This is a genomic window from Amycolatopsis sp. NPDC057786 (assembly GCF_042797905.1).
In the GTDB taxonomy this organism is placed as follows: Bacteria; Actinomycetota; Actinomycetes; order Mycobacteriales; family Pseudonocardiaceae; genus Amycolatopsis.
Map to the genome: position 1 here is coordinate 1 of NZ_JBHVKW010000103.1, position 21,247 is coordinate 21,247.

The window sequence follows — 21,247 nt, forward strand, 5'->3', positions numbered from 1 at the left end:
AAAGCCACTTTCGCAACGTTGAAGGTTGCGAAAGTGGCTTTCGCAACCTTCCGGCCATGCATGGCATCTAGCAGGACACCGGTACCGACTCGGTCAGGTCCCGTGAGGAGAACCGTCCTTCCACTCACGAGGCGTCAGAAGATGCGCCGCAGCGGGATCGGGCCCCGCGACCGCTTCCGCCACTCACGCGGATAGCCGAGCGAAACCTCTTCGAAGCGCACTCCGTCCGCCTCCGTGGAGCGCGGGATGTGCAGGTGCCCGTAGACGGCGACCTCCGCCCGGAAGCGCTGGTGCCAGTCCTCGGTCTCCGTCGTCCCGCACCACAGCGCGAACTCCGGGAAGTACAGCGGCTCGGTCGGGTGGCGGTGCAGCGGCCAGTGCGACATGAGGATCGTCCCGTGGTCCTCGGGGATCGCCTCCAGCCGTTCCGTGCTGATCTTCACCCGGTCGGCGCACCACGCCTGCCTGCTGGGATACGGGTCAGGATGCAGGAAGAACTCGTCCGTGCACAGCACGCCCGCCTCCCGCGCCTGCTCGATGGCCGCCAGCATCGGCAGGCCGTCGGCCGCGGGGGTGCGCCAGCTGTAGTCGTACAGCACGAACAGCGGGGCGATCGTCAGCGGTTTCTCCTGGTGTTCCCACACCGGGTACGGATCCTCCGGGGTGAGGACGTCGATCTCGCGGCAGCGCTCGACCAGATGCTCGTAGCGCGCCTGCCCCCGCAGCTGACATTCATCCTTCTGGGTGGTCCACAGCTCGTGGTTTCCGGGCACCCAGACGACCTTCGCGAAACGTTCACGCAAGGTCCTGAGCACCCCGATCACGGATTCGGCGCGTTCGGCGACGTCACCGGCCACGAGCAGCCAGTCGTCGGGGGTCCGAGGGACGACCTCGTCGACGAGCGGGGCATTGCCCTCATGGGTGACGTGGAGGTCGCTGGTGGCGAAGAGATGCGGCACCCCACCACCGTAGCTTCACCCGGACCGGGGAACCGCCGGAATCGCGTCACTGCGCAGCCTGCCCGACGCTGACACCCCCAGCACGACCAACGCCGAGACGGTGTGCAGGCCCGCCTGGACGTTCAGCAGGACACCGCTGCCGAGCACGTCGAGCAGGACGCCTGTCAACAGCGCGCCCAGTGCCGTGAATCCCGCCGTCCCGGCGAAGACGGTGCTCAGCACGCGGCCGGAGCGCTCAGGGGACGCGGCGGTCTGGACCAGCGAGAGCAGGCCGGAGCCGGCGAGCACGCCAGGGGCGCCGACCAGGCCGAAGAGCCCGATGAAGACACCCAGCGGCAGCGACACGGTGAGCGCGGGCAGGTTCCAGATCACGGCCGACAGCAGGCCGAGCGCCAGGCCGCCCCAGCCGAGCAGGGCCACGGGCGCGACCTTGCGGGCGACGGTGGCGACGGCGAATCCCGCGGCCAGTCCGCCGAGGGCCTGCACACCGCGCAGCAGACCGACGTCGCCTTCGGTGCCGTCGAGGATGTCGAGCACGAACACCACGAATAGCACCAGGAACATCCCCTGTGCCAGGGACGTCAGCACGACGACGACACCGGCGAGGCGAAGGCGCCCTTCGCGGCCGATCTCGCGAAGCCCGTCGATCCAGGCTCGCACCACCGGTTCGTGCGGTCCGGCCGGTTTCGGCGCGGCGACACGGGGAAACGGACGCGCCAGCAGGGCCGAGCCGATCACCAGCACGCCGAGGTACGCGACCACGACCCAGCCAAGACCGCCGAAACCGAGCAGGAGTCCGCCCGCCCAGCCGCCGGCGAGACGGGCGACGCTGCCGTTGATGCTCATCAGGCCGTTGGCACCGATCAGGTCGCCGGGAGCGACCAGCTCGGGCACGAGGGCGTTGCGGGCAGGTTCGAACAACGAGGCCAGACCCGCCTGCGCGGCCATCACCCCGTAGATCACGAAGACCGGGCCGCCGGACGCGACGAACAGCAGCGGCAACGCCACGAACGCCTGTCCCGCGCACACCACGCACAGCACCAGCCGCCGGTTCCAGCGGTCCGCGATCACACCGGCGACCGGGCTCAGCAACACCGCGGGCACCAGGCCGAGGACGATGCTCAACGCCGTCGTGGCCGCCGAACCGGTCGCCTGGAAGACGAACACCGGCAGCGCGATCTGCAGCATCCACTCGGCCGTCTCGGAAAAGAATGCGGCGATCCACAACCGCGCGAAGGCGGGTTCCCTCAACGGTTTCATCTGCTCGGCTTCCCCTCGGCGTCGATACGGAGGAACGCCCGCAGTCCCAAGTGGACCGGAAGGGCTTCGGCGGGAGCGTCATCACGGATCGCCCCGACGTAGGGCCGCACGAACGCGTCGATCCTCTGGACCAGCTCGTCGAGTTCGGCCGCGGTCACCCGCAGCGAGTAGTTGTTGATCCCCGACGCGTCCCGCCACTCCTTGTCGAGGCGATCGGCGGCGTCGAGATAGCGCTCGGTCAGCTCCTTTTCCCGCGCGAGGGTGGTGCCGACGACCGCCAGTTGCGCTCCGTGCAGCTCGGGGTCGTCGCCGAACTCGATGCCGACCTGGCACGCCCGCCACGGCCGTTCCCGCCCGTCCTCCCCTTCGACCCGCTCCACGAGACCGTGCTGCGCCAGCTGACGAAGATGCCAGCTGCAGTTCGAGGCCGTTGAGCCGACGGCCGCCGCGCACTCGCTCGCGGTCCGCGGACCGACCGCCATGAGGTGGTCCACCAGCGCCGACCGCAGCGGATGCGCCAGCGCCCGCATCAGCTCGACGTCCTCGATCCGCTTACGCGGCGGCAACCCGGCCATCGACCGTTCCAATCTGAAAGAGTTCTTTCGAAAGTTCTCTTTCAGATTCACAGGTGGCCGACCGGATGTCAAGCAAGCCCGGATACCCTTGCCGACGCAGTTGCTGCACATCTCAGCAACTGCGCGGCTCAACTACTGACCAAGGAAGCACATGCCCAACCAGCGAGAACTCGCCACCGAGGCGGCTTTGGAGATCCCCCGGTTCGTCAGCGCGACCGTCCTGTTCCAGACGGCCATGGCGGAGCGGCTCGGGATCAGCGCCACCGAACTGCACGGGCTCCAGCTGGTGATCAGCGGCGCCGCGACCTCGCCGACCGGGCTGGCGCGAGCGCTCGGCATGACGACCGGCGCGGTGACCCGGATGCTCGACCGCATGGAGGAACAGCGTCTGGTCGAGCGCGTCCCCGATCCCGCCGACCGGCGGCGTCTCGCGATCCGCCCGCTCCCCGACCGGCTGGCGGAGGTCGCCGACCTCTACTCCCCCATGGCCCGCTTCTTCGGCGACCGCCTCGGCAGGCTCGACCGCCGGCAGCTGGCCGCGCTTCTCGGCGTCATGACCGACGGGCGCGCGTTCGCCGAACAGGAGGCCGCTCGGCTGCGATCCGAAAAGAGGGTTGACTAACGCTACATACGTTGCGTTAGACTGCTCCCATCATGGACAACTGACATCACGCCTTCCCCGCTCCGAGGCGGCTTCGGTCGAGCACCGCTCCCGTAAGTCATGAGGCCCGGCGGGGTTCCCTCATGTCCGAGAAGCACGGTGATGTCGTATGTCTCTTTCCCTGATCGCCAAGGACCTCGTCCACTCCTACGGTGCCCGCGTCGTCCTCGACGGCGTCGACCTCACCGCTTCGGCCGGACAGCGGCTCGGCCTGGTCGGCGAGAACGGCGTCGGCAAGTCCACGCTCCTGCGCCTGCTGGCCGGCATGGAAGAGCCGCACGGCGGCGAGGTGCTGCGCGGCGACGACGTCGGATTCCTCTTACAGGAGCTGCCTTTCGCGCTCACCGCGCGGTACTCCGACGTCATCGACGACGCGCTCGCCGAGATCCGGCAGGCGTCGGCGAGGCTCGACGAACTGACCGCGGCGCTCACCGATCGCCCGGACGACGGTGCCGTGCTCGACGAGTACGGCACCGTCCTCGAATGGGCCCAGGCGCACGACCTGTGGGACGCCGACCGGCGGGCCGAGGTCGTGTGCGCGGGTCTCGGGCTGGCCGGGATCGACCCTGCGCGCGAACTGAGCACCCTTTCGGGCGGGCAGCGGTCGAGGCTCGGCCTCGCGGCACTGCTGATCCGGCGGCCGGGCACGCTCATCCTGGACGAGCCGACGAACCACCTCGACGACGCCGCGATGGAGTTCCTGGAGCAGCATCTCGCCTCGTTCACCGGTGTCCTCGTGCTGTCGTCGCACGATCGCGTGTTCCTCGACGCGGTGTGCACCGACATCGTCGACCTCGACCCGGCCTTGGGCGGCCCCACCCGGTACGGCGGCACGTATTCCGATTACCTGGACCAGAAACGGGCCGAACGGGCGCGCTGGGAACAGCGCTACGCCGAGGAACAGGACGAACTCAAGGAACTGCGTGAATCGGTGGCCGTCACCGCGCGCAACGTCGCGCACAACCGGCCGCAGCGCGACAACGCCAAGATGCTCTACGACTTCAAGACCGGGAGGGTGCAGAAGCAGATCTCACGCCGGGTCCGCAACGCCCAGCTGCGGCTGGCCGAACTGGAACGCGACCAGGTGCGGAAACCGCCCGCACCGCTACGGTTCCAGGGCGAGCTGACCGGCGAGCCCGGTGAGGGCAAGACGGCGATCTCCGTACGGGACATCGAGATCGCCGGACGGTTGCGGCTGGCGACCTTGGACGTCACCACGACGTCGAGGCTCCTGATCACCGGCGGGAACGGCGCCGGGAAGTCGACGCTGCTGTCCGTCCTCGCCGGTTCGCTGACACCCGACACCGGCACCGTGCTTTCCGGACGCGACGTGCGGATCGGCATGCTGGCCCAGGACGTCGCGTTCGCCGAGCCGGAGAAGACCGCGCAGCGGACCTACGCCGATGCCCTCGGCGAGGACGCTCCTCCGTTGCGCGGCCTGGGATTGCTGGCCCCGCGCGATCTCGGGACCCGGGTGGACGCGTTGTCGGTCGGGCAGCGGCGCCGGCTCGCGCTGGCGTTGCTGATCGCCGACCCGCCGGAGGTGCTCCTGCTGGACGAGCCGACGAACCACATCTCGCTCACGTTGGCCGAGGAATTGTTCGCCGCGCTCGATTCCGCGCCGGGTGCGGTCGTCATCGCGTCGCATGATCGGTGGCTGCGGCGCGATTGGGCGGGCGACCACCTCAGGCTGGAGGCCGGACGCGTCGCCGTGTAGGGCGTTATACACAGTGGTCGGGGCGGGGAAGTTCCCGCCCCGACCACTGTTCGTCAGAGCTCGATGCCGAGCAGTGCGTCGACGGCGTTCCGGATCAGGCCGGGGGCAGCCGGGTCGGTGCCGGAGCGGTTCAGTGCCTGTTCCGCCCAGGCGTCGACGGCCGCGAGCGCCTTGGGCGTGTCGAGGTCGTCGGTGAGGTGGTCACGCAAGCGCGCGACCGTGTCCTCCGCCGCCGGGCCGGTGCCGAGAGACACGGCTTCGCGCCAGCGCGCGAGGCGTGCTTCGGCGTCCGCCTGCAGCTGCGCGGTCCACGGCCGGTCTTCGCGATAGTGGCCGGCGAACAGCGCGAGCCGGATCACGCCGGGGTCGACCTTGTCGGCCCGCAGCCGCGAGACGAACACGAGGTTCCCGCGCGACTTCGACATCTTCTCGCCGTCGAGGCCGATCATCCCGGCGTGCACGTAGTGCCGCGCGAACGGCCTGTCCCCAGCGACCGCCTCCGCGTGCGCGGCGCTGTATTCGTGGTGGGGGAAGATCAGGTCCGAGCCACCGCCCTGGACGTCGAAGCCGAGGCCGAGCCGGTTGACCGCGATCGCGCTGCACTCGATGTGCCAGCCCGGCCGCCCCGCGCCCAGTTCGGACTCCCACGACGGCTCACCCGGCCGCGCCATCCGCCACAGCAAGGCGTCGAGGGGGTGCCGCTTCCCGGGACGGTCCGGGTCGCCGCCGCGTTCGGCGAAGAACTTCGCCATGGTCTCGGCGTCGTAGTTCGACTCCGAACCGAAATGCCCGGTCGCGTTGTGCTCGAAGTAGATGTCCGGGTACTCGGCGTCGTCCGCGCGATACGCGCTGCCGTTCGCCACCAGTTTGGCGATGACCTCGACGATCTCCGGGATGCTCTCGACGGCCCCGACGAACTGCCGCGGCGGGAGCACCCGCAACGCGGTCATGTCCTCGCGGAACAGCGCGGTCTCGCGCATGCCGAGGACCACCCAGTCGTCCTTGTCCCGCTCCGCGCGCTCCAGCAGGGGTTCGTCGATGTCCGTCACGTTCTGCACGTAGTGGACGTCGTGCCCGGCGTCCCGCCACAGGCGGTTCACCAGGTCGAATGTCAGGTACGTGGCGGCGTGCCCCAGATGGGTGGCGTCGTACGGCGTGATGCCGCAGACGTACATCCGGGCGGTCGACCCGGGCGCCGTGGGGCGGATCTGCCCCGTCGCCGTGTCGTGGAGCCGCAGCGGACGGGGGGTGCCGGGGATACGGGGCACGTCGACCGATGACCAAGTCTGCATACCTCGACTGTAAGCGGAGCCGCCACGCCGTTCCCGTCCGGTGGGAGCCGGACACGGCCGGAGTAACCGATTCGCTATCCCGTGACCCGTTCGGCGTTGGCGTGGACGGCGTCCCGGATGTACTCGCCGAGGCCCGGTCGCTGGTCGGGCTCACGCACCAGGAAGCCGAGCTGGACCGGCTCGGTCGCATACAGCCCGGCGAGCTCGCGATGTGTCGCGAGGTCGCAGTCGCCCATGAACGCCGAGAGCATCCGGCGGTGTTCCTCGGCGAGGTCCATCGCCTCACGGCCGTCGGCGGGCGCGCCGGAGTCGAAGACGGCGAGCAGCCGCCGGACCCAGTCCTCCCGGACCTTCTCCGTCTCGATCCATTCCCGCTTGGACCGTGGGACGGCGGCCGCCCGCCATTGCGGGGTGTCACCCCATCGACGGACGGCCTCCTCCGCGTAACCCTCCGGCTCACGGAACTCGCCGAAGACCTCGAAACGCTCCTCCGGGGTCAGCGCCGCACCGACCTCTTTCGCCGCGATCACCCGCTCGACGGATTCGGCCATCCGCGTCAGCTCACCGATCCGCTCGGCGAGCAGCGCCCGCTGACGCCGCAGGTGCTCCATCGCGTCGACCGCCGGGTCGTCGATCACCTTCGCGATCGTCTCGAGGCCGAACCCGAGTTCGCGGTAGAACAGGACGCGCTGCAGGCGGTCGAGGTCGTCGTCGCTGTAGCTCCGGTATCCCGCCGCCGTCCGGCCGCTCGGGCTCAGGAGCCCGATCTCGTCGTAGTGATGCAGCGTGCGCACGGTGACGCCCGACAGCGCCGCGACCTTTCCGACCGAGTACCCCATCGGGCCAGCGTAAGGGAATCAGCGCTTCCTGGTCCGCAGGTAGTCGCCGACCACGGCGGCGCCGAGCCCGTCCAGGTCCGGAGCGACGACCCGGCCGCCCGAGCGGCGCGCGATGACGTCGACGAACTCCGTCAGGCGCGGGTCGTCCCCGAGCCGGAACACCGTCACCGACGCGCCCAGCTTCGCCATCCTGTCCACTTCGGACAGGGTTTTGAGCAGGGTTCTCGGCTGGGGCGGATAGTCGAACTCCGCCGTGCCGTCGGGCTCCAGGTGAGCGGTCGGCTCGCCGTCGGTGACCATCAGGACCACCGGCTGCGCGTCGGGGTGCCGCCGCAGATGCCGTCCGGCCAGGAGCAGCGCGTGGTGGGCGTTGGTTCCCTGTTCCCAGGTTCCCTCCATGCCCACCAGCTCGGCCAGTTCGACCGACGTCGCGTAGCGGCCGAAAGTGATCAACTGCAGCGCGTCGTTGCGGAACCGGGTGCTGATCAGCTGGTGCAACGCGAGCGCCGTCCGCTTCATCGGCAGCCAGCGCCCCTCCTGCACCATCGACCACGACGTGTCCACGAGCAACGCCACCGCCGCGCGCGACCGATGTTCGGTCTCGATCACCTCGACGTCTGAGACGTCCATCCGGACCGACCGTTCGCCCACCGAAACCGAACGCAGCACCGAGTTGCGGACCGTCCTGGAGACGTCCCACGGCTGCATGTCCCCGAACCGCCACGGCCTGGTGGCGCCGGTCGGCTCGCCCGCGGCTCCGGCGGACTCCGTCTCCCGCTGGCCGGTCTTGCCGCGCAACGCGTTCACGACGTCGGCGAGCGCCGTCTCCCCCAGCCGCCGCAAAGCCTTGGGCGACAACCGGAGCGTGCCATCGGGGGCTCGTTCGAAGAGACCTTGGCGCCGGAGCTCGCGTTCCAGTTCGGACAACCGCCGCGCGTCCACACCGGCGTCCGGCCCGAGCTGGCGCTCGAGAGCTTCGACGTCGATGTCCTCCAGCCTCGCGCCGGGGTAGGACTGGCCGAGCTGTTCGGCCAGCGCGTCCAATTCGGCGAGATCGGACATCGCCCGGGCGCCATCGCCGAGGCCCAGTGGGTCGTTGCCCCGGAAGCGTTCCGACGACGTCCAGTCCTCGCCCGGCCGCAGCGCCCGCAACTGGGCGTCCAAAGTGGACAGCTGCTGCGCGAGCCTCGGGTCGCCGAACGCCTGCTGAGACAGTTCCGCTAGTTCGGCCCGCTGCTCCGGTGTCATGGAGTTCAGCATCCGTTGCGCGGCCGCGGCGCGGGCGGCGAGGACGTCGATCAGCTCTTCGACGTTCTTCGGGTTCTCCGGGAAGAACTCGCCGTGCTCGCGCATGAACTCCGCGAACCGCTCCGGGACATCCTCCCTGCCCTGTGCGTGCGCGGCCAGGAGCGCGTTGAGGTCGGCGAGCATCCGGTTGACCTGCTCGGCCTGTTCCGGCCCGGCGTTCCGCAGCGCCTCCTTCATCCCCTCGAAACGGGAATCCAGCAGCTCACGCCCGAGCAGGTCACGGATCTTCTCGTAGTTCTCCCTGCCCTCCCGCGAGCGCCAGTCGTACTCGGCGAGCTCGCGCACGGCCGCCGCCGTCCCCGGCGGCAACGCGTCCAGCTGTGCCTCGCGAAAGCGGGCGTCGTCGTCCGGATCGGGGAACAGCTCGCGCCGCTCGGCCTCCAGCGCCTGGTCGAGCAGTCGCTGGACCTCCTGGAGCGTGCCGTCGAGCCGGTGCCGGCGCTGGATCTCCGACCGGCGCTGCCAGAGCCGCCTGGTCAGTTCGTCGAGCCCGGCGGTGCGCGGGGTGCCGCGGCGCAGCAGTTCTTCCAGTGCGGACCGGGGCGAAGCGCCGGCCATGACGTCGCGGCCGATCTCGTCGAGCGCGTCCCGCAGGTCCGCCGGCGGCGCCAGCGGATCGGGGCCGTTGTCCCACGGCCCGTACGAATAACCTTCCGGAAGGAGACTCATCGGCCGTAGACGGTCGTCGAGTCGTCGGAGTCCTTGGCGAGTTTCCTCGACAGGAACAGGGATTCCAGCGCCAGTTCGACCGCGGCCGCGATCCGCCCCGCCGGTTCGTCCGGGCCGACGCCGGCGCGCGCGGCGACGTCGTGGAGCACGGGCAATTCCGGCAGTGCGGCGAGGACGTCCTTGCCGGGAACGCGTTCCCCGGTGGCGACCAGATGGCCGGACTCGACGGCGTCGGCCAGCGGCAGCAGGTCCAGTCCGGCGAACCGCGAGCGGGCCGTCTCCGCGACCGCACGCCGCAGCAGGTGCACGAGATGCTCGGTCTCGCGTCCCTCCTCCCCCGGCTCGAATTCGAGCTTGCCGCGCAGGACACCGGGGACCGCGTCGAGGTCGACCGGACGCGCCACGGCCGGTTCCTCGCCGGTCAGCGCGGACCGGCGCAGTGCCGCCGCGCCGACCGTCTCCGCCGCGGCGACGGCGAACCGGGCCGAGACGCCCGACCGCTGGTCGATCACCGGCGATTCGCGCAGGTTCCGCACGAACCGGGCGAGGACCTCCAGCAGCGGCTCGCCGACCTCGGCGACCAGGTGTGCCTCCTGCCGGACGACGGCGATCTCCGACTCGACGTCGAGCGGGTAGTGCGTGCGGATCTCGGCGCCGAACCGGTCCTTGAGCGGGGTGATGATGCGGCCGCGGTTGGTGTAGTCCTCCGGGTTGGCCGTCGACACCAGCAGCACGTCCAGCGGCAGGCGCAGCGTGTAGCCGCGCACCTGGATGTCGCGTTCCTCCATCACGTTCAGCAGCGCGACCTGGATCCGCTCGGCGAGGTCCGGCAGCTCGTTGATCGCCACGATGCCGCGATGGGCGCGCGGGACGAGTCCGAAGTGGATGGTCTCGGGATCGCCGAGGCTGCGGCCTTCCGCGACCTTCACCGGGTCGACGTCGCCGATCAGGTCACCGACCGAAGTGTCCGGTGTGGCCAGTTTTTCCGTGTACCGCTCGTCGCGGTGGCGCCAGGTCACCGGCAGGGCGTCACCGAGTTCGGCGGCGCGGCGGCGCGATTCCGGGGTGATCGGGTCGAGCGGATGCTCGGCCAGCTCGGCGCCCTCGATGACGGGGGTCCATTCGTCGAGGAGCCCAGCGAGGGTGCGCAGCAGCCGGGTCTTGCCCTGGCCGCGTTCACCGAGGAGGACGACGTCGTGCCCGGCCAGCAGCGCGCGTTCGAGTTGCGGCAGCACGGTGCGTGAGAACCCGACGATCCCTGGCCAGGCGTCTTCCCCGGCGCGGAGCTTGGCGAGCAGGTTGTCGTGCAGTTCTTGTTTGATCGACCGCGGCAGGTGGCCCGCCGCGCGAAGGTCCCCGGCGGTCCGGGGCAGGTTTGCGGGAACATCGTTCACCCGTTCGACGCTACGTCGCGAGCGTGGCCCCTGTCGACGTGAAGCAACTCCAGCTCCGGTGATCGCGAACGGCAAGCCGGGGTTAACCCTCCCATAGCCGGGTTTCGCCGAAGCACGACTAAAATCAGTCCGGTGTGCCGTCCTAGTGCGACCCTCGCGGTCTGGTCTTCGGCGTGGCTGAACGGAGCCGCCGCCTCCGACGACGTCCTTGACGCCCTGCAGGTCTGGGGCGAAGCCCATGACTTCGTCGCCGCGGACGCGGCGGCCGCCGAAGCGTTCGACCTGCCGCTCGCGTTCAACCGGGCCGCGACCCCGGTCCAGCTGCTGCTCGCTCTGCGCGCGCAGGGAGCCAAGAGCATGCAGCTGCTGCTTCCCGTACCCGGCGACGTCCGGGGCCTGGGTGGCGGCGGGCCGTTCACCGAGGCCGCGCTGCGGACCGGCGAAGCCGTCTTGCTGCCGGACCTCGGCTTCGGCGTGGTCCCCGAGGCGATCGCCGAAGGACTCATGCGGTGGACGGTGTACTCGGTGCCCATGCCGGGCGTCCTCGAACACCGCCCGCTGGGCGAGGCCGAACACGGCCTGACCGACGCGATCCGCGCGAGCGCGGGCGCGCTGCAGGCACTGGACGTCGCCAGCGAGCGGCCGGGAGTGCGAGCGGAACTCTCGGCCCGGCTCCGGGCCGCCACCGACGCGCCCTGGCCGGCCGGAATGCCCAACCGGGCACTGCGGGTGCTCCAGCGTTCCCAGGAGATCGCGGCGATCCTCGCCATCGCCGAAGCCGACGATCCGGGCGGCGCGCTCTCCTCGTCGGCGGCGATCCGGCGGGCGGAGGCGTTGCGGCCGCTGACCGAAGCTGTCCGCAATGCCCGATACGCGGCGATCAACGAAGCGGTACGAGTGTTCGCCGAGCAGGCGGACCGGCACCCGTAGAACCTCACGTGGTCACTGCGTGCTTTTTCTGGACTTTCTCGGCATGACGGACGGACCACAGGGAAAGCCCGCCGATGACGGCGAGCAGCAGGACCACGCTGAGCGCGTTCATCACGTCGGCCGACAAGGTGTAGACGAGCGGCACGCGCACCGCGGCCTCCAGCAGCAGCGCCACTCCCCACACCGCCGACATCCGGGTGAACGCTCGCCGGAAGCCGGGGACCTCGTCGGTGAGGCGGTCGATCTCCGCACGCTTGGCCGCGCTGGAGCCTGCCCGCACGGCGACGAGCACCATGGGCGTACGGCTCAAGCAACTGAGCAGCAGGACGATCGCGGCGGTCGCGGTGCCGAAGGATTCCTTCAGCAGCAGGAATTTCGCGTCCCCGGTGACCAGCGAAAGCACCAGCCCGACCCCGAGTACACCGGCCAGCAACGCGGCGAAACCGTCGAAGGCCCGGTCCCGGACCGCGACCCACGCGATCCGGGCCGCCGCCACCCCCGCTCCGGCCAGCAGCGAGACCTGCTCGCCCTGCCCGGCGAGCCGCAGCCCGTAGTAGGCGGCCAGCGGGAGCGCGACGTCCCAGAGCAACAAAGACAGCGTGGGGTTCTTGCCGCGCGCGCTCACGAGTCCGTCTCGCATTCGGCCAGGAACTTCAGGACGCGCGCGTTGACCTCGGCCGCGGCTTCGCCGGCGATGGCGTGGGTCGCCGACGGCCACAGCTCGACCTGGCCTCGCGCAAGGAACTCACGGGCGCGGGCCGCCGCGCGTTCCGGGTGGTGGATGACACTGCGCCCGGCGATGAGGGCCAGCACGGGCATCCGGAGTGAGCGCAACTGCTCGTCGGTGAACAGCCTGGGCGACGGCAGAGCGATGCGGTAGGTCCGCATTCCCTCGTCGATCACCCGCGCGACCGGATCCGCGGCGTCGACTTCCGCGCCGCCGGAGATCCAGTCGAGGAACGACGGCCGGGCCCATCGGTTGATCACGGGGATCGCGGTGAGCGTCGCGCGGACGACCAATCCCGCGGTCAGCCCGCCGAACGTCAGCACGGGGTCGATCACGGTGAGCGATTTCAGCCGTTCCGGTGCCCGCACGGCGAGGTTGGCCGCGAGCCAGCCACCGAACGAGTACCCGATGAGGTGCACGGACGGCAGGTCGAGTTCGGCGAGCACCGTGCTCAGCCACGTGGCCTGGTCCGCGCCGTCGCGGATCGGGGCGGTTTGTTCGCTGCGGCCCGCTTCGCCGATGAGGTCCACCGCGAAGACCTCGCCGTGCCCGAGCAGCGCGGTGAGGTTGGGTTCCCACATCACCGCGGTCCCCGCGCGGCCCGGCAACAGCACGATCGGCGTCGCACCCGGCTGCCCGAACCGGTACACGCGCGCCACCCCGAACGCCGTCCGGATGTCGTGGATCCCGGTCGGCGCGGGCAAAGCCGCCATCCCTCGTTCGTAGACGGCCTCGTACTCGGCGCGCGCCTCCGGCGAGGCGAATCCGCCCACCTTCATTCTCACCCCTCCTTTTTACGGTACGATCGGATTGTAAACAGTTGGTGAGAAGTTTGCAATCCGATCGGACTGCCAAAAGGAGTACGGGTGCCCAAACGAGTCGATCACGAGGACCGGCGGCGGCAGATCGCCGCGGCCGTTCGCCGCATCGCGGCGGACCGGGGACTCGAAGGGGTCAGCCTGAACGAAGTCGCCGCCGAAGCCGGTATCTCGAAGGGGTCCGTCCAGCACTACTTCGCGTCGAGGGACGAGATGCTGCGCTACGCGACGACAACTCTGCGGGACGGCGTCGAAGAGCGCATCGCCACCTCGTCCGAGCCGCGCGTCCGGGATCTGCTCGTCGCTTTGCTACCGCTGGACGAGGCAGGCCGCGACCACGCGCTCGTCGCGAACGCCTTCGTGGTGCGCGCGCTCAAGGATCCGGAGATCGCCGGCCACTTCCGGACCGGGCACGGTCAGCTCCGCGACGCGGTGGCGGCCCTGCTCGCGGCCGCCCGCGACGATCACCTGCCCACCGTCGACCCGGTCACGGAGGCCGATCTCCTGCTCGCCCTGGTGGCCGGCCTGGGCGACGCGGTGCTGCTCGGCTACCAGTCCGGCGACGAGGCCATCGCCCTCATCGACCTTCACCTGTCGAGAATCGCCACCCGATGACCGATGGCTTTCGGGATTGGTCGCGGGCATGACGCGAAAGCCACTTTCGCAACCCTTTGCCCCACAGGCACCCGCAACCACAACAGCTATACGTGAAGTGGTCGCGGCCGTGAGAATGTCGTGAAGGGCCCCTTTGAGACGATGAAGGTCTCAAAGGGGCCCTTCACGACACAGGAGCCCGACAGCCGGGCCAAAGCAGCTACGGACGCGCGGGCCTCTTCGCGGGCTCGCAGCACCCGATCGCGCAAGGCGCCCCGTTGACCGTGCACCCGGCCGCCGGGAACGGCGACAGCTTCCGCGCCGGCAGCCCCTCGGTGTGTTCCCGGATCAGCTCCACGACCAGTTCGGCGAAGCGCGGGTCGGTGTCCGGCGTCGCGGCCCGCGCGAAGCCCATGCCGTGCTCCGCGGCCCGCTCGGCGGCCTCGTTGTCGAGGTCCCAGATCACCTCGAGGTGGTCGGACACGAACCCCACCGGGCAGACGACCACCGAGGTGACGCCTTCCGCGTGCAGCGCGTCGATGTGGTCGACGATGTCCGGCTCCAGCCACGGCACCTGCGGCGGGCCGGAGCGCGACTGCCACACGACGTCGTACGTCTCGATCCCCGCTTCGGCCGCGACGAGGCGGGCGGCCTCGGCGATCTGGCGCGAGTAGCGCCGCCCGCCTTCCGACGGCGGACCGGACGCGGTGTCGGCGGACTCGGGCACCGAGTGGGCGCAGAACACCGTGCGGGTTCCGGGCCGGTTCCCCAGTTTCGCGTGCGCGGCCCGGACGGCGTCGGCGAAGGCGGCGATGAACAGCGGGTGGTCGAAGAACTGCCGCAGCTTCACCAGTTCCGGCGCGCCGTCGCCGACCGCCGCGCGGGCACGCTCGATGTCCTCGTCGTACTGACGGCAGGCGGAGTAGCCGCCGTACGCGCTCGTCGGGAAGACGAGGACGCGCTGAGCGCCCGCCTCGGTGATCTCGGCGAGAGTGTCCTCGACCATCGGCCGCCAGTTCCGGTTGCCGAAGTGAACGGGCAGGTCGATCCCGGCCGCCGCGAGCTGCTTCTCCACCGCGGAGATCGCGTCCCGGTTGAGCCGGTTGATCGGCGAGACCCCGCCGAAATGCTGATAGTGCTCCGAGACCTCGAGCAGTCGTTCCCGGGGGACCCCACGGCCCCGCGTGACGTTCTCCAGGAACGGCATCACCTCGTCGGGTCCCTCGGGACCACCGAACGAAAGCCAAAGCAGCGCGTCGTAACCCACCCCGCCATCTTGCCGCTGTGGCGCCCCGCACGCTGACCCGGCCCGTTTTGAACCGACCGATCCAAAACCTGGTACGGTCACTTCCATGGCCAGGCCGAAGGAATTCGACGAGCGCGCCGCGATCGGGCGCGCCATGGACGCGTTCTGGGCACGCGGCTACGAGGGCACGTCGACACAGGCCCTCTGCGAAGCCACCGGCTTGGGCCGCAGCAGCATCTACAACACCTTCACCAGCAAGCACGAACTGTTCATGCGCGCGCTCGATCACTACGCCGATCGCGGGATCGTGGCCAGGACGGCCTTGCTGGAGGAATCCGGAACCGGTGTCGAGCGGTTCCGCGCCCTGTTCTCGTACACGATCGACGAGGAGGTCGCGCATCACGGCCGGGGCTGCCTCGTGGTCAACACGGTCGCCGAATTCGGCGGGCGCGACCCCGAGATCAAGGCGCGGATCGAGGCCGACACACGGCGGCATCTCGCTCTTCTTTCGGCCTGCGCCAAGGAAGGGCAACTCGACGGGACGATCGACGTCGATCGCGACCCCGGCGCGATCGCCGAGTTCGCGCACAACACCGTCGCCGGCCTCCGGCTGATGTCGCGCCGAGGCGCCGACCGGGCGGCCATGGAGTCCGTCGCCGCCATCGCACTGGACGCGATCACCGCGAAGTAAGACCTGGACGAACCCTGTGCGCAACGCTGCCCACATTTTGGACTGATCGATACAAAACTGGAGGAACTTCCCGTGCCTTTGGCAGTCTGCGTACTCGGGCTGAGCGTGTTCGCGCTCGGCACGTCCGAGTTCATGATCACCGGCCTGCTGCCGGGGATGGCGGCCGATCTGAACGTCGGCATCCCGGAGGCCGGGCTGCTCATCTCGGCCTTCGCGATCGGCATGGTCGTCGGCGCTCCCCTGCTCGCGATCGCGACCCTGAGGGTGCCGAGACGCGCCACCCTGATGGCGCTGCTGGTCGTCTTCGGGATCTCGCATGTCGTCGGCGCGCTGGGCTCGGGGTACGCCCTGCTCTTCGCGACGCGCGTCGTCAGCGCGGTCGCCTGCGCCGGCTTCTGGGCGGTCGCGGCGGCCACCGCCGTCGCGCTGGTCCCGGTCGAGCGCCGTGGCCGCGCGCTGGCCATCCTGGTCGGCGGGCTCACCGTCGCGAACATCGCCGGCGTCCCCGCCGGGACCTTCCTCGGCCAGCACGCGGGCTGGCGGGCGGCCTTCTGGGCGGTCACGGCGCTGACCGTCGTCGCGCTGATCGGGGTCTTCGCCCTGGTCCCGGAGACACAGAACGGCAAGGACAAGACCGACGTCGCGACCGAACTGCGGCTCTACCGCGGCGGCCGGTTCTGGCTGGCGCTCGGCGTGATCGCGCTCGCGCAGGCGATGATCTTCGCGACCTTCAGCTACCTCGCGCCCTTGCTGACCGAGGTCGCCGGGCTGCCGGAAAGCTGGGTACCCGGAGTCCTGTCGCTGTTCGGGCTCGGCGCGCTGATCGGCATCACCGCAGGCGGCAGGCTCGCCGACGCGAGGCCTTTCGCGACCCTCTACGGCGGCCTCGCCGTCGCCCTGCTCGCCCTGGTGCTGCTCGCGCTTTCCGGCCCGGCGACCCCGGTCGCGATCTTCGCCGTGTTCCTGTTCGGCGTCGCCGGATTCGGGGTCAACCCCGCCTTGAACGTCCGCGCCTTCGCCGTGGCGGGCAACGCGCCCACGCTCGTCGGCGCGAGCACGACCGCCGCGTTCAACGTCGGCAACACCCTCGGTCCGTGGCTCGGCGGCGAATCGATCGACGCCGGTCTCGGCTACCCCAGCGTCGCGTGGGTGAGCGTCGGGCTCGGGGTCGCCACCGTCGTCGCGCTCACCTTCGCCGCCGGTGTCCAGCGCACCGACGACACCCGACTGCTCCGCGAACCCGTTACCCAGTAAGGAGAATCATGTCCGAACGAACGCGATCCACCCTCGACGAGTTCTTCCGCCGAATGTCCACAGGGGACACCGACGGAGCCACGGAACTGTTCGCCGACAGCGTCGCGTGGGACATCCCCGGTGCGACCGAACTGGTCCCCTGGATCGGCCCGCGCCGGAACCGGGCGGAGATCCGCGAGTTCCACGACCTGCTCGACAAGGGCCTCGTCAAGGACCGGTTCGACGTCGAACGCGTTCTCGTCGACGGGCCGCACGCCGTCGCCATCGGCAGGCTCCGCTCGACGATCCGCAGCACCGGCAAGGTCATCGAGACGGCCTTCACCATCGAATTTGAGGTGGACGACGACGGCCTGATCACCAAGTACCTGCTGCTTGAGGACTCGTGGCACGTCGCCAACGCCGTCCTGCCCTGATGCTGCCAGGCCTTGGCACCGCCGGAGTTCCGGCTGCCGCGGCCGGAAGTACATGAAGGCCCCCTTCCTTGCGCCTAGCGCCGTGAAGGGGGCCTTCATGTACTTGCAAGGACCGCCGCGGCCGTCCTGCCCTAATGCGCGTGAGACCTAGATGCCGAGGGCGTGCACTCCGCCGTCGACCATGATCATCGAGCCGGTTGTGGCAGGCAGCCAGTCCGACAGCACGGCACAGACCGACTTCGCCGTCGGGTCCGGGTCGGAGCTGTCCCAGCCGAGCGGGGCGCGGTCGCCCCAGCCCTCCTCCAGCTCGGAGAAGCCGGGGATGGACTTCGCCGCCATGGTCTTCATCGGACCTGCGCTGACCAGGTTGACCCGGATGCCCTTCGGGCCGAGGTCGCGAGCCAGGTACCGGTTCACCGACTCCAGCGCCGCCTTCGCGACGCCCATCCAGTTGTAGACGGGCCACGCGACACGCGCGTCGAAGTCCATGCCGACGATCGACGAACCGCGCGAGAGCAGCGGCAGGGTCGCGACCGCGAGAGACTTGAACGAGTACGCCGAGACGTCGAGGGCCACCTTCACGTCCTCGCTCGGGGCGTCCAGGAACGGCGCGCCGAGGCAGGACTGCGGGGCGAACCCGATCGAGTGCAGCACTCCGTCGAGCCCGTCGACGTGCTCACGCACGCGGTCGGCGAGCGAGTCGAGGTGCTCCTGGTTCGTGACGTCCAGCTCCAGCACCGGCGCCTCCTCGGGAAGACGCTTGGCGATGCGCTCGACGAGCGACAGCCTGCCGAAGCCGGTGAGCACGACCTTCGCGCCCTCCTGCTGCGCGATCTTGGCCGCGTGGAACGCGAGCGAGGCGTCGGTGATGACGCCGGTGATCAGCAGGCGCTTGCCTTCGAGCAGTCCTGGCACGGGACCTCCAGTCCGGAGTGGTTTGCGTTCGGTTCGGGAAAACGGGGACGTCAGTGGCCCATGCCGAGGCCGCCGTCGACCGGCAGCACCGCGCCGTTGACGTAACCGGCCTCTTCGGAGGCGAGGTAGCGGACGGCGGCGGCGATCTCCGACGGCTCGGCGTACCGGCCGGAGGGAACCTGGGCGAGGATCTCCTTCTTGCGGTCCTCGCCGAGCTCGTCGGTCATGTCCGTGGCGACGAAGCCCGGCGCGATGACGTTCGAGGTGATGTTGCGCGAGCCCAGCTCACGCGCGAGCGAACGGGCGAGACCGACGAGACCGGCCTTGCTCGCCGCGTAGTTGACCTGGCCGGCGGACCCGGTGAGCCCGACCACGGACGAGATGAAGATGTAGCGGCCCCACTTGCCGCGCAGCATGCCGCGGGAAGCGCGTTTGGCGACCCGGTACGCGCCGGTGAGGTTGGCGTCGACCACCCGGGTGAACTGCTCCTCGCTCATGCGCATGAGCAGCGTGTCGTCGGTCATGCCCGCGTTCGCGACGAGGACCTCGACCGGGCCCTGGTGCTCCTCGACGAGCTTGAAGGCGGCGTCGATCTGCTCGGCGTCGGTGACGTCGGCCTGCACCCCGAAGAGGCCTTCGGGCGCGCCGGAACCGCGGTGCGTGATCGCGACCTTGTGCCCCTGCGCCGCGAGGTCCTTCGCGATCGCCAAACCGATGCCGCGGTTGCCGCCGGTGACCAGTACCGACCGTCCCACAGAGCTCTCCTCGCCTAGTCCTGTCGCGCTGACGGCACTGAGGTTATCGGCTCGCCAGGTTCACGCCCGAGCCGCGCCACCCCTACCTCCCGGTAACCGCGACCGTCCTAAGCGGATGTTAGGAACCGCGCCGAAACCTTGCCCGGTCGTCACGGATTGTTCACCGTGAGCCGGAACACAGGAGGTCAAAGATGACAACCCGGATCGGCGAATCCTCGCCGCCCGTGAGCGAGAGGCGAGTCGTCGGCAACGTGCTGCGCGGCTCCATCGGCAACCTGGTCGAGTGGTACGACTGGTACGCCTACGCCGCTTTCACCACGTACTTCGCCAAGTCCTTCTTCCCCACCAAGGACACGACGGCGGCCTTCCTCGGCACCGCGGCGGTGTTCGCCGTCGGCTTCCTCATGCGGCCGCTCGGCGGCTGGATGCTGGGCCGGTTCGCCGACCGCTTCGGGCGACGAAGCGCACTCGTGCTTTCCGTCACGTTGATGGCGGCGGGATCGCTGATGATCGCGCTGACGCCGACCTACGCCTCGATCGGGATCGCCGCGCCGATCCTGCTGCTGGTGGCCCGGCTCATCCAGGGGCTCTCCGTCGGCGGCGAGTATTCGACCTCCGCGACCTATCTGTCCGAAGTGGCCACTCCGGGCAAACGCGGCTTCTACTCCAGCTTCCAGTACGTGACGCTGTACGGCGGCCAGTTGCTGGCGCTCGGTCTCCAGCTGCTGCTGCAGGCCATCCTGACCGAACAGCAGCTGACCTCGTGGGGCTGGCGGATCGCCTTCGTCGTCGGCGCCCTCGCCGCCGTCGTGGTGATGGTCCTGCGCCGCGGGATGGACGAGTCGGCCAGCTTCGAGGAGAGCAAGGCCTCCGGCACCGGGAAGGACGCGGGCGACAAGGGCACGCTGCGGGCACTGATCAAGTACCCCAAGGAGATCGCGCTCGTCGTCGGCCTCACCCTCGGCGGCACGGTGTCGTTCTACACCTTCGCCACCTACAGCCAGAAGTTCATGGAGAACACCGCGGGTATCCCGCGCCGGACGGTCACGCTGATCCTGTTCTGCGCGATCCTCGTCGCCGCGATCCTGCAGCCGTTCGCGGGCAAGCTGTCCGACCGGATCGGCCGTCGCCCGCTGCTGATGTTCTTCGGGATCGCGGGCACCCTGCTGACCGTGCCGATCATGACGCTGATGGGCGGGACGAAGGAGCCGGTGCTCGCCTTCCTGCTGATGCTGGCCGGCCTGGTGATCGTCACGGGATACACCTCGATCAACGCGATCGTGAAGGCCGAGCTGTTCCCGACGAAGATCCGTGCGATCGGCGTCGGTCTCCCCTACGCGCTCACCGTGGCGATCTTCGGCGGCACCGCCGAGCTCATCGCGCAGGCGCTGAAGGGCGCCGGTCACGAATCGGTGTTCTTCTACTACGTCGCGGGCTGTGTCCTGGTCTCCCTCATCGTGTACGGCACAATGCGGGAAACCTCGAAGACCTCGGAGCTGGACAAGAAGAGCCGGCCCGAGCCCGAGCTCGTGTCCGGCCGAGAAGGCTAGGCGGGAAGGTATGGCCGTGCGGGTGCTTCTCGTCGAGGACGACGCCGGGGTCGCCGACGCGCTCTCGGAAGCGCTGCACGCGCGCGGCCACACCGTCTCCCACGCGATCCGGGGCTGCGACGCGCTGCACCGGCATCGCGGGGCGGACTTGATCCTCCTGGACCTCGGCCTGCCCGACATGGACGGGCTCGACGTGCTCAGGAAGATGCGTCAGGTGTCGCTGGTGCCGGTGCTGGTCCTCACCGCGCGCGGTGACGAGCGGTCCATCGTGCGCGGGCTGCGGCTCGGCGCCGACGACTACCTGACCAAGCCGGTCCGCCTCGCCGAGTTGCTGGCGAGGATGGACGCGGTCGTGCGCCGCGCCGCCACCGCGGTCGCGCCGCAGGACGACGTTGTCCGCGTCGAGGACGTCGAGATCGACCTCGGCGCGCGGCGCGTCCTGGTCGACGGGACCGACATCGGGCTCACCACCAAGGAGTTCGCCGTCCTGGCCGTGCTCGCCGCACGGCCCGGCACGGCGGTGAGCCGCCAGCAGCTGATGGACGAGGTCTGGGGCGACGCGTACCTCGCCGTCTCCCGCTCCCTCGACGTGCACCTGACCCAGCTGCGCGCGAAGCTCGACCGGCCGGGGCTGCTCACCACGATCCGGGGTTTCGGTTATCGGCTCGGCCGGGACTGAC

21 protein-coding genes are annotated in these 21,247 nt (G+C 69.9%); 9 read left to right on the plus strand and 12 right to left on the minus strand.

What is annotated here, in order from left to right; all coding sequences use genetic code 11:
* Positions 1 to 134 precede the first annotated feature (134 nt).
* From ACFVM3_RS34665 to ACFVM3_RS34675, 3 genes are read right to left on the minus strand one after another with little or no spacing between them, the layout of a single operon-like run.
* Positions 135 to 959 carry a metallophosphoesterase family protein gene (locus ACFVM3_RS34665; RefSeq protein ID WP_378444121.1) on the minus strand — a complete coding sequence of 275 codons (825 nt, stop codon included), beginning with the start codon at positions 957 to 959 and terminating at the stop codon, positions 135 to 137.
* Between the two features lie 15 nt (positions 960 to 974).
* Positions 975 to 2,219: an MFS transporter gene (locus ACFVM3_RS34670; protein ID WP_378444122.1), complete on the minus strand. Its 1,245-nt coding sequence runs from the start codon at positions 2,217 to 2,219 to the stop codon at positions 975 to 977.
* Complete coding sequence (locus ACFVM3_RS34675; RefSeq protein ID WP_378444123.1) at positions 2,216 to 2,794, minus strand: ArsR/SmtB family transcription factor; 579 nt, start codon at positions 2,792 to 2,794, stop codon at positions 2,216 to 2,218. The genes ACFVM3_RS34670 and ACFVM3_RS34675 overlap by 4 nt, the downstream gene beginning before the upstream one ends.
* A gap of 151 nt (positions 2,795 to 2,945) precedes the next feature.
* On the opposite strand from ACFVM3_RS34675, the gene ACFVM3_RS34680 reads away from it, so the two are divergent.
* Positions 2,946 to 3,416 (plus strand): MarR family winged helix-turn-helix transcriptional regulator, encoded by a 471-nt coding sequence (locus tag ACFVM3_RS34680; protein WP_378444124.1) that lies wholly within the window; start codon positions 2,946 to 2,948, stop codon positions 3,414 to 3,416.
* A 148-nt stretch (positions 3,417 to 3,564) separates the two neighbouring features.
* The gene (locus ACFVM3_RS34685; RefSeq protein ID WP_378444125.1) at positions 3,565 to 5,172 is read left to right on the plus strand and encodes an ABC-F family ATP-binding cassette domain-containing protein; all 1,608 of its coding nucleotides are present in this window, start codon (positions 3,565 to 3,567) and stop codon (positions 5,170 to 5,172) included.
* 53 nt (positions 5,173 to 5,225) lie between these two features.
* Here the strand turns inward: ACFVM3_RS34685 and mshC are convergent, their stop codons facing one another.
* The 4 genes from mshC to ACFVM3_RS34705 all read right to left on the minus strand — a co-directional run bounded on the left by mshC (position 5,226) and on the right by ACFVM3_RS34705 (position 10,674).
* Positions 5,226 to 6,464, minus strand: coding sequence for a cysteine--1-D-myo-inosityl 2-amino-2-deoxy-alpha-D-glucopyranoside ligase (mshC, locus tag ACFVM3_RS34690; RefSeq protein ID WP_125678189.1), 1,239 nt, complete (start codon positions 6,462 to 6,464; stop codon positions 5,226 to 5,228).
* 74 nt (positions 6,465 to 6,538) lie between these two features.
* Entirely contained in the window at positions 6,539 to 7,303 is a 765-nt protein-coding gene (locus ACFVM3_RS34695; protein WP_378444126.1) for a MerR family transcriptional regulator, read from the minus strand.
* Between the two features lie 18 nt (positions 7,304 to 7,321).
* Positions 7,322 to 9,280, minus strand: a complete 1,959-nt coding sequence (locus ACFVM3_RS34700) for a VWA domain-containing protein (protein ID WP_378444127.1) — start codon at positions 9,278 to 9,280, stop codon at positions 7,322 to 7,324.
* Positions 9,277 to 10,674, minus strand: a complete 1,398-nt coding sequence (locus ACFVM3_RS34705; protein ID WP_378444128.1) for a sigma 54-interacting transcriptional regulator — start codon at positions 10,672 to 10,674, stop codon at positions 9,277 to 9,279. The genes ACFVM3_RS34700 and ACFVM3_RS34705 overlap by 4 nt, the downstream gene beginning before the upstream one ends.
* A 132-nt stretch (positions 10,675 to 10,806) precedes the next feature.
* Here ACFVM3_RS34705 and ACFVM3_RS34710 point away from each other — a divergent pair, with 132 nt between their 5' ends.
* Complete coding sequence (locus ACFVM3_RS34710) at positions 10,807 to 11,604, plus strand: hypothetical protein (RefSeq protein ID WP_378444129.1); 798 nt, start codon at positions 10,807 to 10,809, stop codon at positions 11,602 to 11,604.
* Between the two features lie 4 nt (positions 11,605 to 11,608).
* Here the strand turns inward: ACFVM3_RS34710 and ACFVM3_RS34715 are convergent, their stop codons facing one another.
* On the minus strand, positions 11,609 to 12,244 hold the full coding sequence (locus ACFVM3_RS34715; protein ID WP_378444130.1) for a VC0807 family protein: 636 nt from the start codon (positions 12,242 to 12,244) through the stop codon (positions 11,609 to 11,611).
* The gene (locus tag ACFVM3_RS34720) at positions 12,226 to 13,110 is read right to left on the minus strand and encodes an alpha/beta fold hydrolase (protein WP_378444131.1); all 885 of its coding nucleotides are present in this window, start codon (positions 13,108 to 13,110) and stop codon (positions 12,226 to 12,228) included. The genes ACFVM3_RS34715 and ACFVM3_RS34720 overlap by 19 nt, the downstream gene beginning before the upstream one ends.
* 87 nt (positions 13,111 to 13,197) lie before the next feature.
* On the opposite strand from ACFVM3_RS34720, the gene ACFVM3_RS34725 reads away from it, so the two are divergent.
* Positions 13,198 to 13,764, plus strand: coding sequence for a TetR/AcrR family transcriptional regulator (locus tag ACFVM3_RS34725; protein ID WP_378444132.1), 567 nt, complete (start codon positions 13,198 to 13,200; stop codon positions 13,762 to 13,764).
* A gap of 199 nt (positions 13,765 to 13,963) precedes the next feature.
* On the opposite strand, the gene ACFVM3_RS34730 is transcribed toward ACFVM3_RS34725, so the two are convergent.
* The gene (locus ACFVM3_RS34730) at positions 13,964 to 15,010 is read right to left on the minus strand and encodes a ferrochelatase (RefSeq protein ID WP_378444133.1); all 1,047 of its coding nucleotides are present in this window, start codon (positions 15,008 to 15,010) and stop codon (positions 13,964 to 13,966) included.
* Positions 15,011 to 15,095: 85 nt separating this feature from the next.
* Between ACFVM3_RS34730 and ACFVM3_RS34735 the strand changes: the two genes are divergently transcribed.
* The 3 genes from ACFVM3_RS34735 (at position 15,096) to ACFVM3_RS34745 (ending at position 17,347) form a co-directional block, all read left to right on the plus strand.
* A complete protein-coding gene (locus ACFVM3_RS34735; RefSeq protein ID WP_378444134.1) occupies positions 15,096 to 15,680 on the plus strand; it encodes a TetR/AcrR family transcriptional regulator in 585 nt (194 codons plus the stop codon).
* 72 nt (positions 15,681 to 15,752) lie between these two features.
* Positions 15,753 to 16,934 (plus strand): Cmx/CmrA family chloramphenicol efflux MFS transporter, encoded by a 1,182-nt coding sequence (locus tag ACFVM3_RS34740; protein ID WP_378444135.1) that lies wholly within the window; start codon positions 15,753 to 15,755, stop codon positions 16,932 to 16,934.
* Positions 16,935 to 16,942: 8 nt separating this feature from the next.
* Positions 16,943 to 17,347 carry a nuclear transport factor 2 family protein gene (locus tag ACFVM3_RS34745; RefSeq protein WP_378444136.1) on the plus strand — a complete coding sequence of 135 codons (405 nt, stop codon included), beginning with the start codon at positions 16,943 to 16,945 and terminating at the stop codon, positions 17,345 to 17,347.
* Between the two features lie 147 nt (positions 17,348 to 17,494).
* Here ACFVM3_RS34745 and fabI read toward each other — a convergent pair whose 3' ends face one another.
* Together fabI and fabG are read right to left on the minus strand one after the other, a co-directional pair.
* A complete protein-coding gene (fabI, locus tag ACFVM3_RS34750) occupies positions 17,495 to 18,262 on the minus strand; it encodes an enoyl-ACP reductase FabI (protein ID WP_378444137.1) in 768 nt (255 codons plus the stop codon).
* A gap of 50 nt (positions 18,263 to 18,312) precedes the next feature.
* Positions 18,313 to 19,017 carry a beta-ketoacyl-ACP reductase gene (fabG, locus tag ACFVM3_RS34755; RefSeq protein WP_016334125.1) on the minus strand — a complete coding sequence of 235 codons (705 nt, stop codon included), beginning with the start codon at positions 19,015 to 19,017 and terminating at the stop codon, positions 18,313 to 18,315.
* A gap of 191 nt (positions 19,018 to 19,208) precedes the next feature.
* Between fabG and ACFVM3_RS34760 the strand changes: the two genes are divergently transcribed.
* Together ACFVM3_RS34760 and ACFVM3_RS34765 are read left to right on the plus strand one after the other, a co-directional pair.
* On the plus strand, positions 19,209 to 20,567 hold the full coding sequence (locus ACFVM3_RS34760; protein ID WP_378444138.1) for an MFS transporter: 1,359 nt from the start codon (positions 19,209 to 19,211) through the stop codon (positions 20,565 to 20,567).
* Between the two features lie 10 nt (positions 20,568 to 20,577).
* The gene (locus ACFVM3_RS34765; protein ID WP_378444139.1) at positions 20,578 to 21,246 is read left to right on the plus strand and encodes a response regulator transcription factor; all 669 of its coding nucleotides are present in this window, start codon (positions 20,578 to 20,580) and stop codon (positions 21,244 to 21,246) included.
* The last annotated feature ends 1 nt before the right edge of the window (position 21,247 follow it).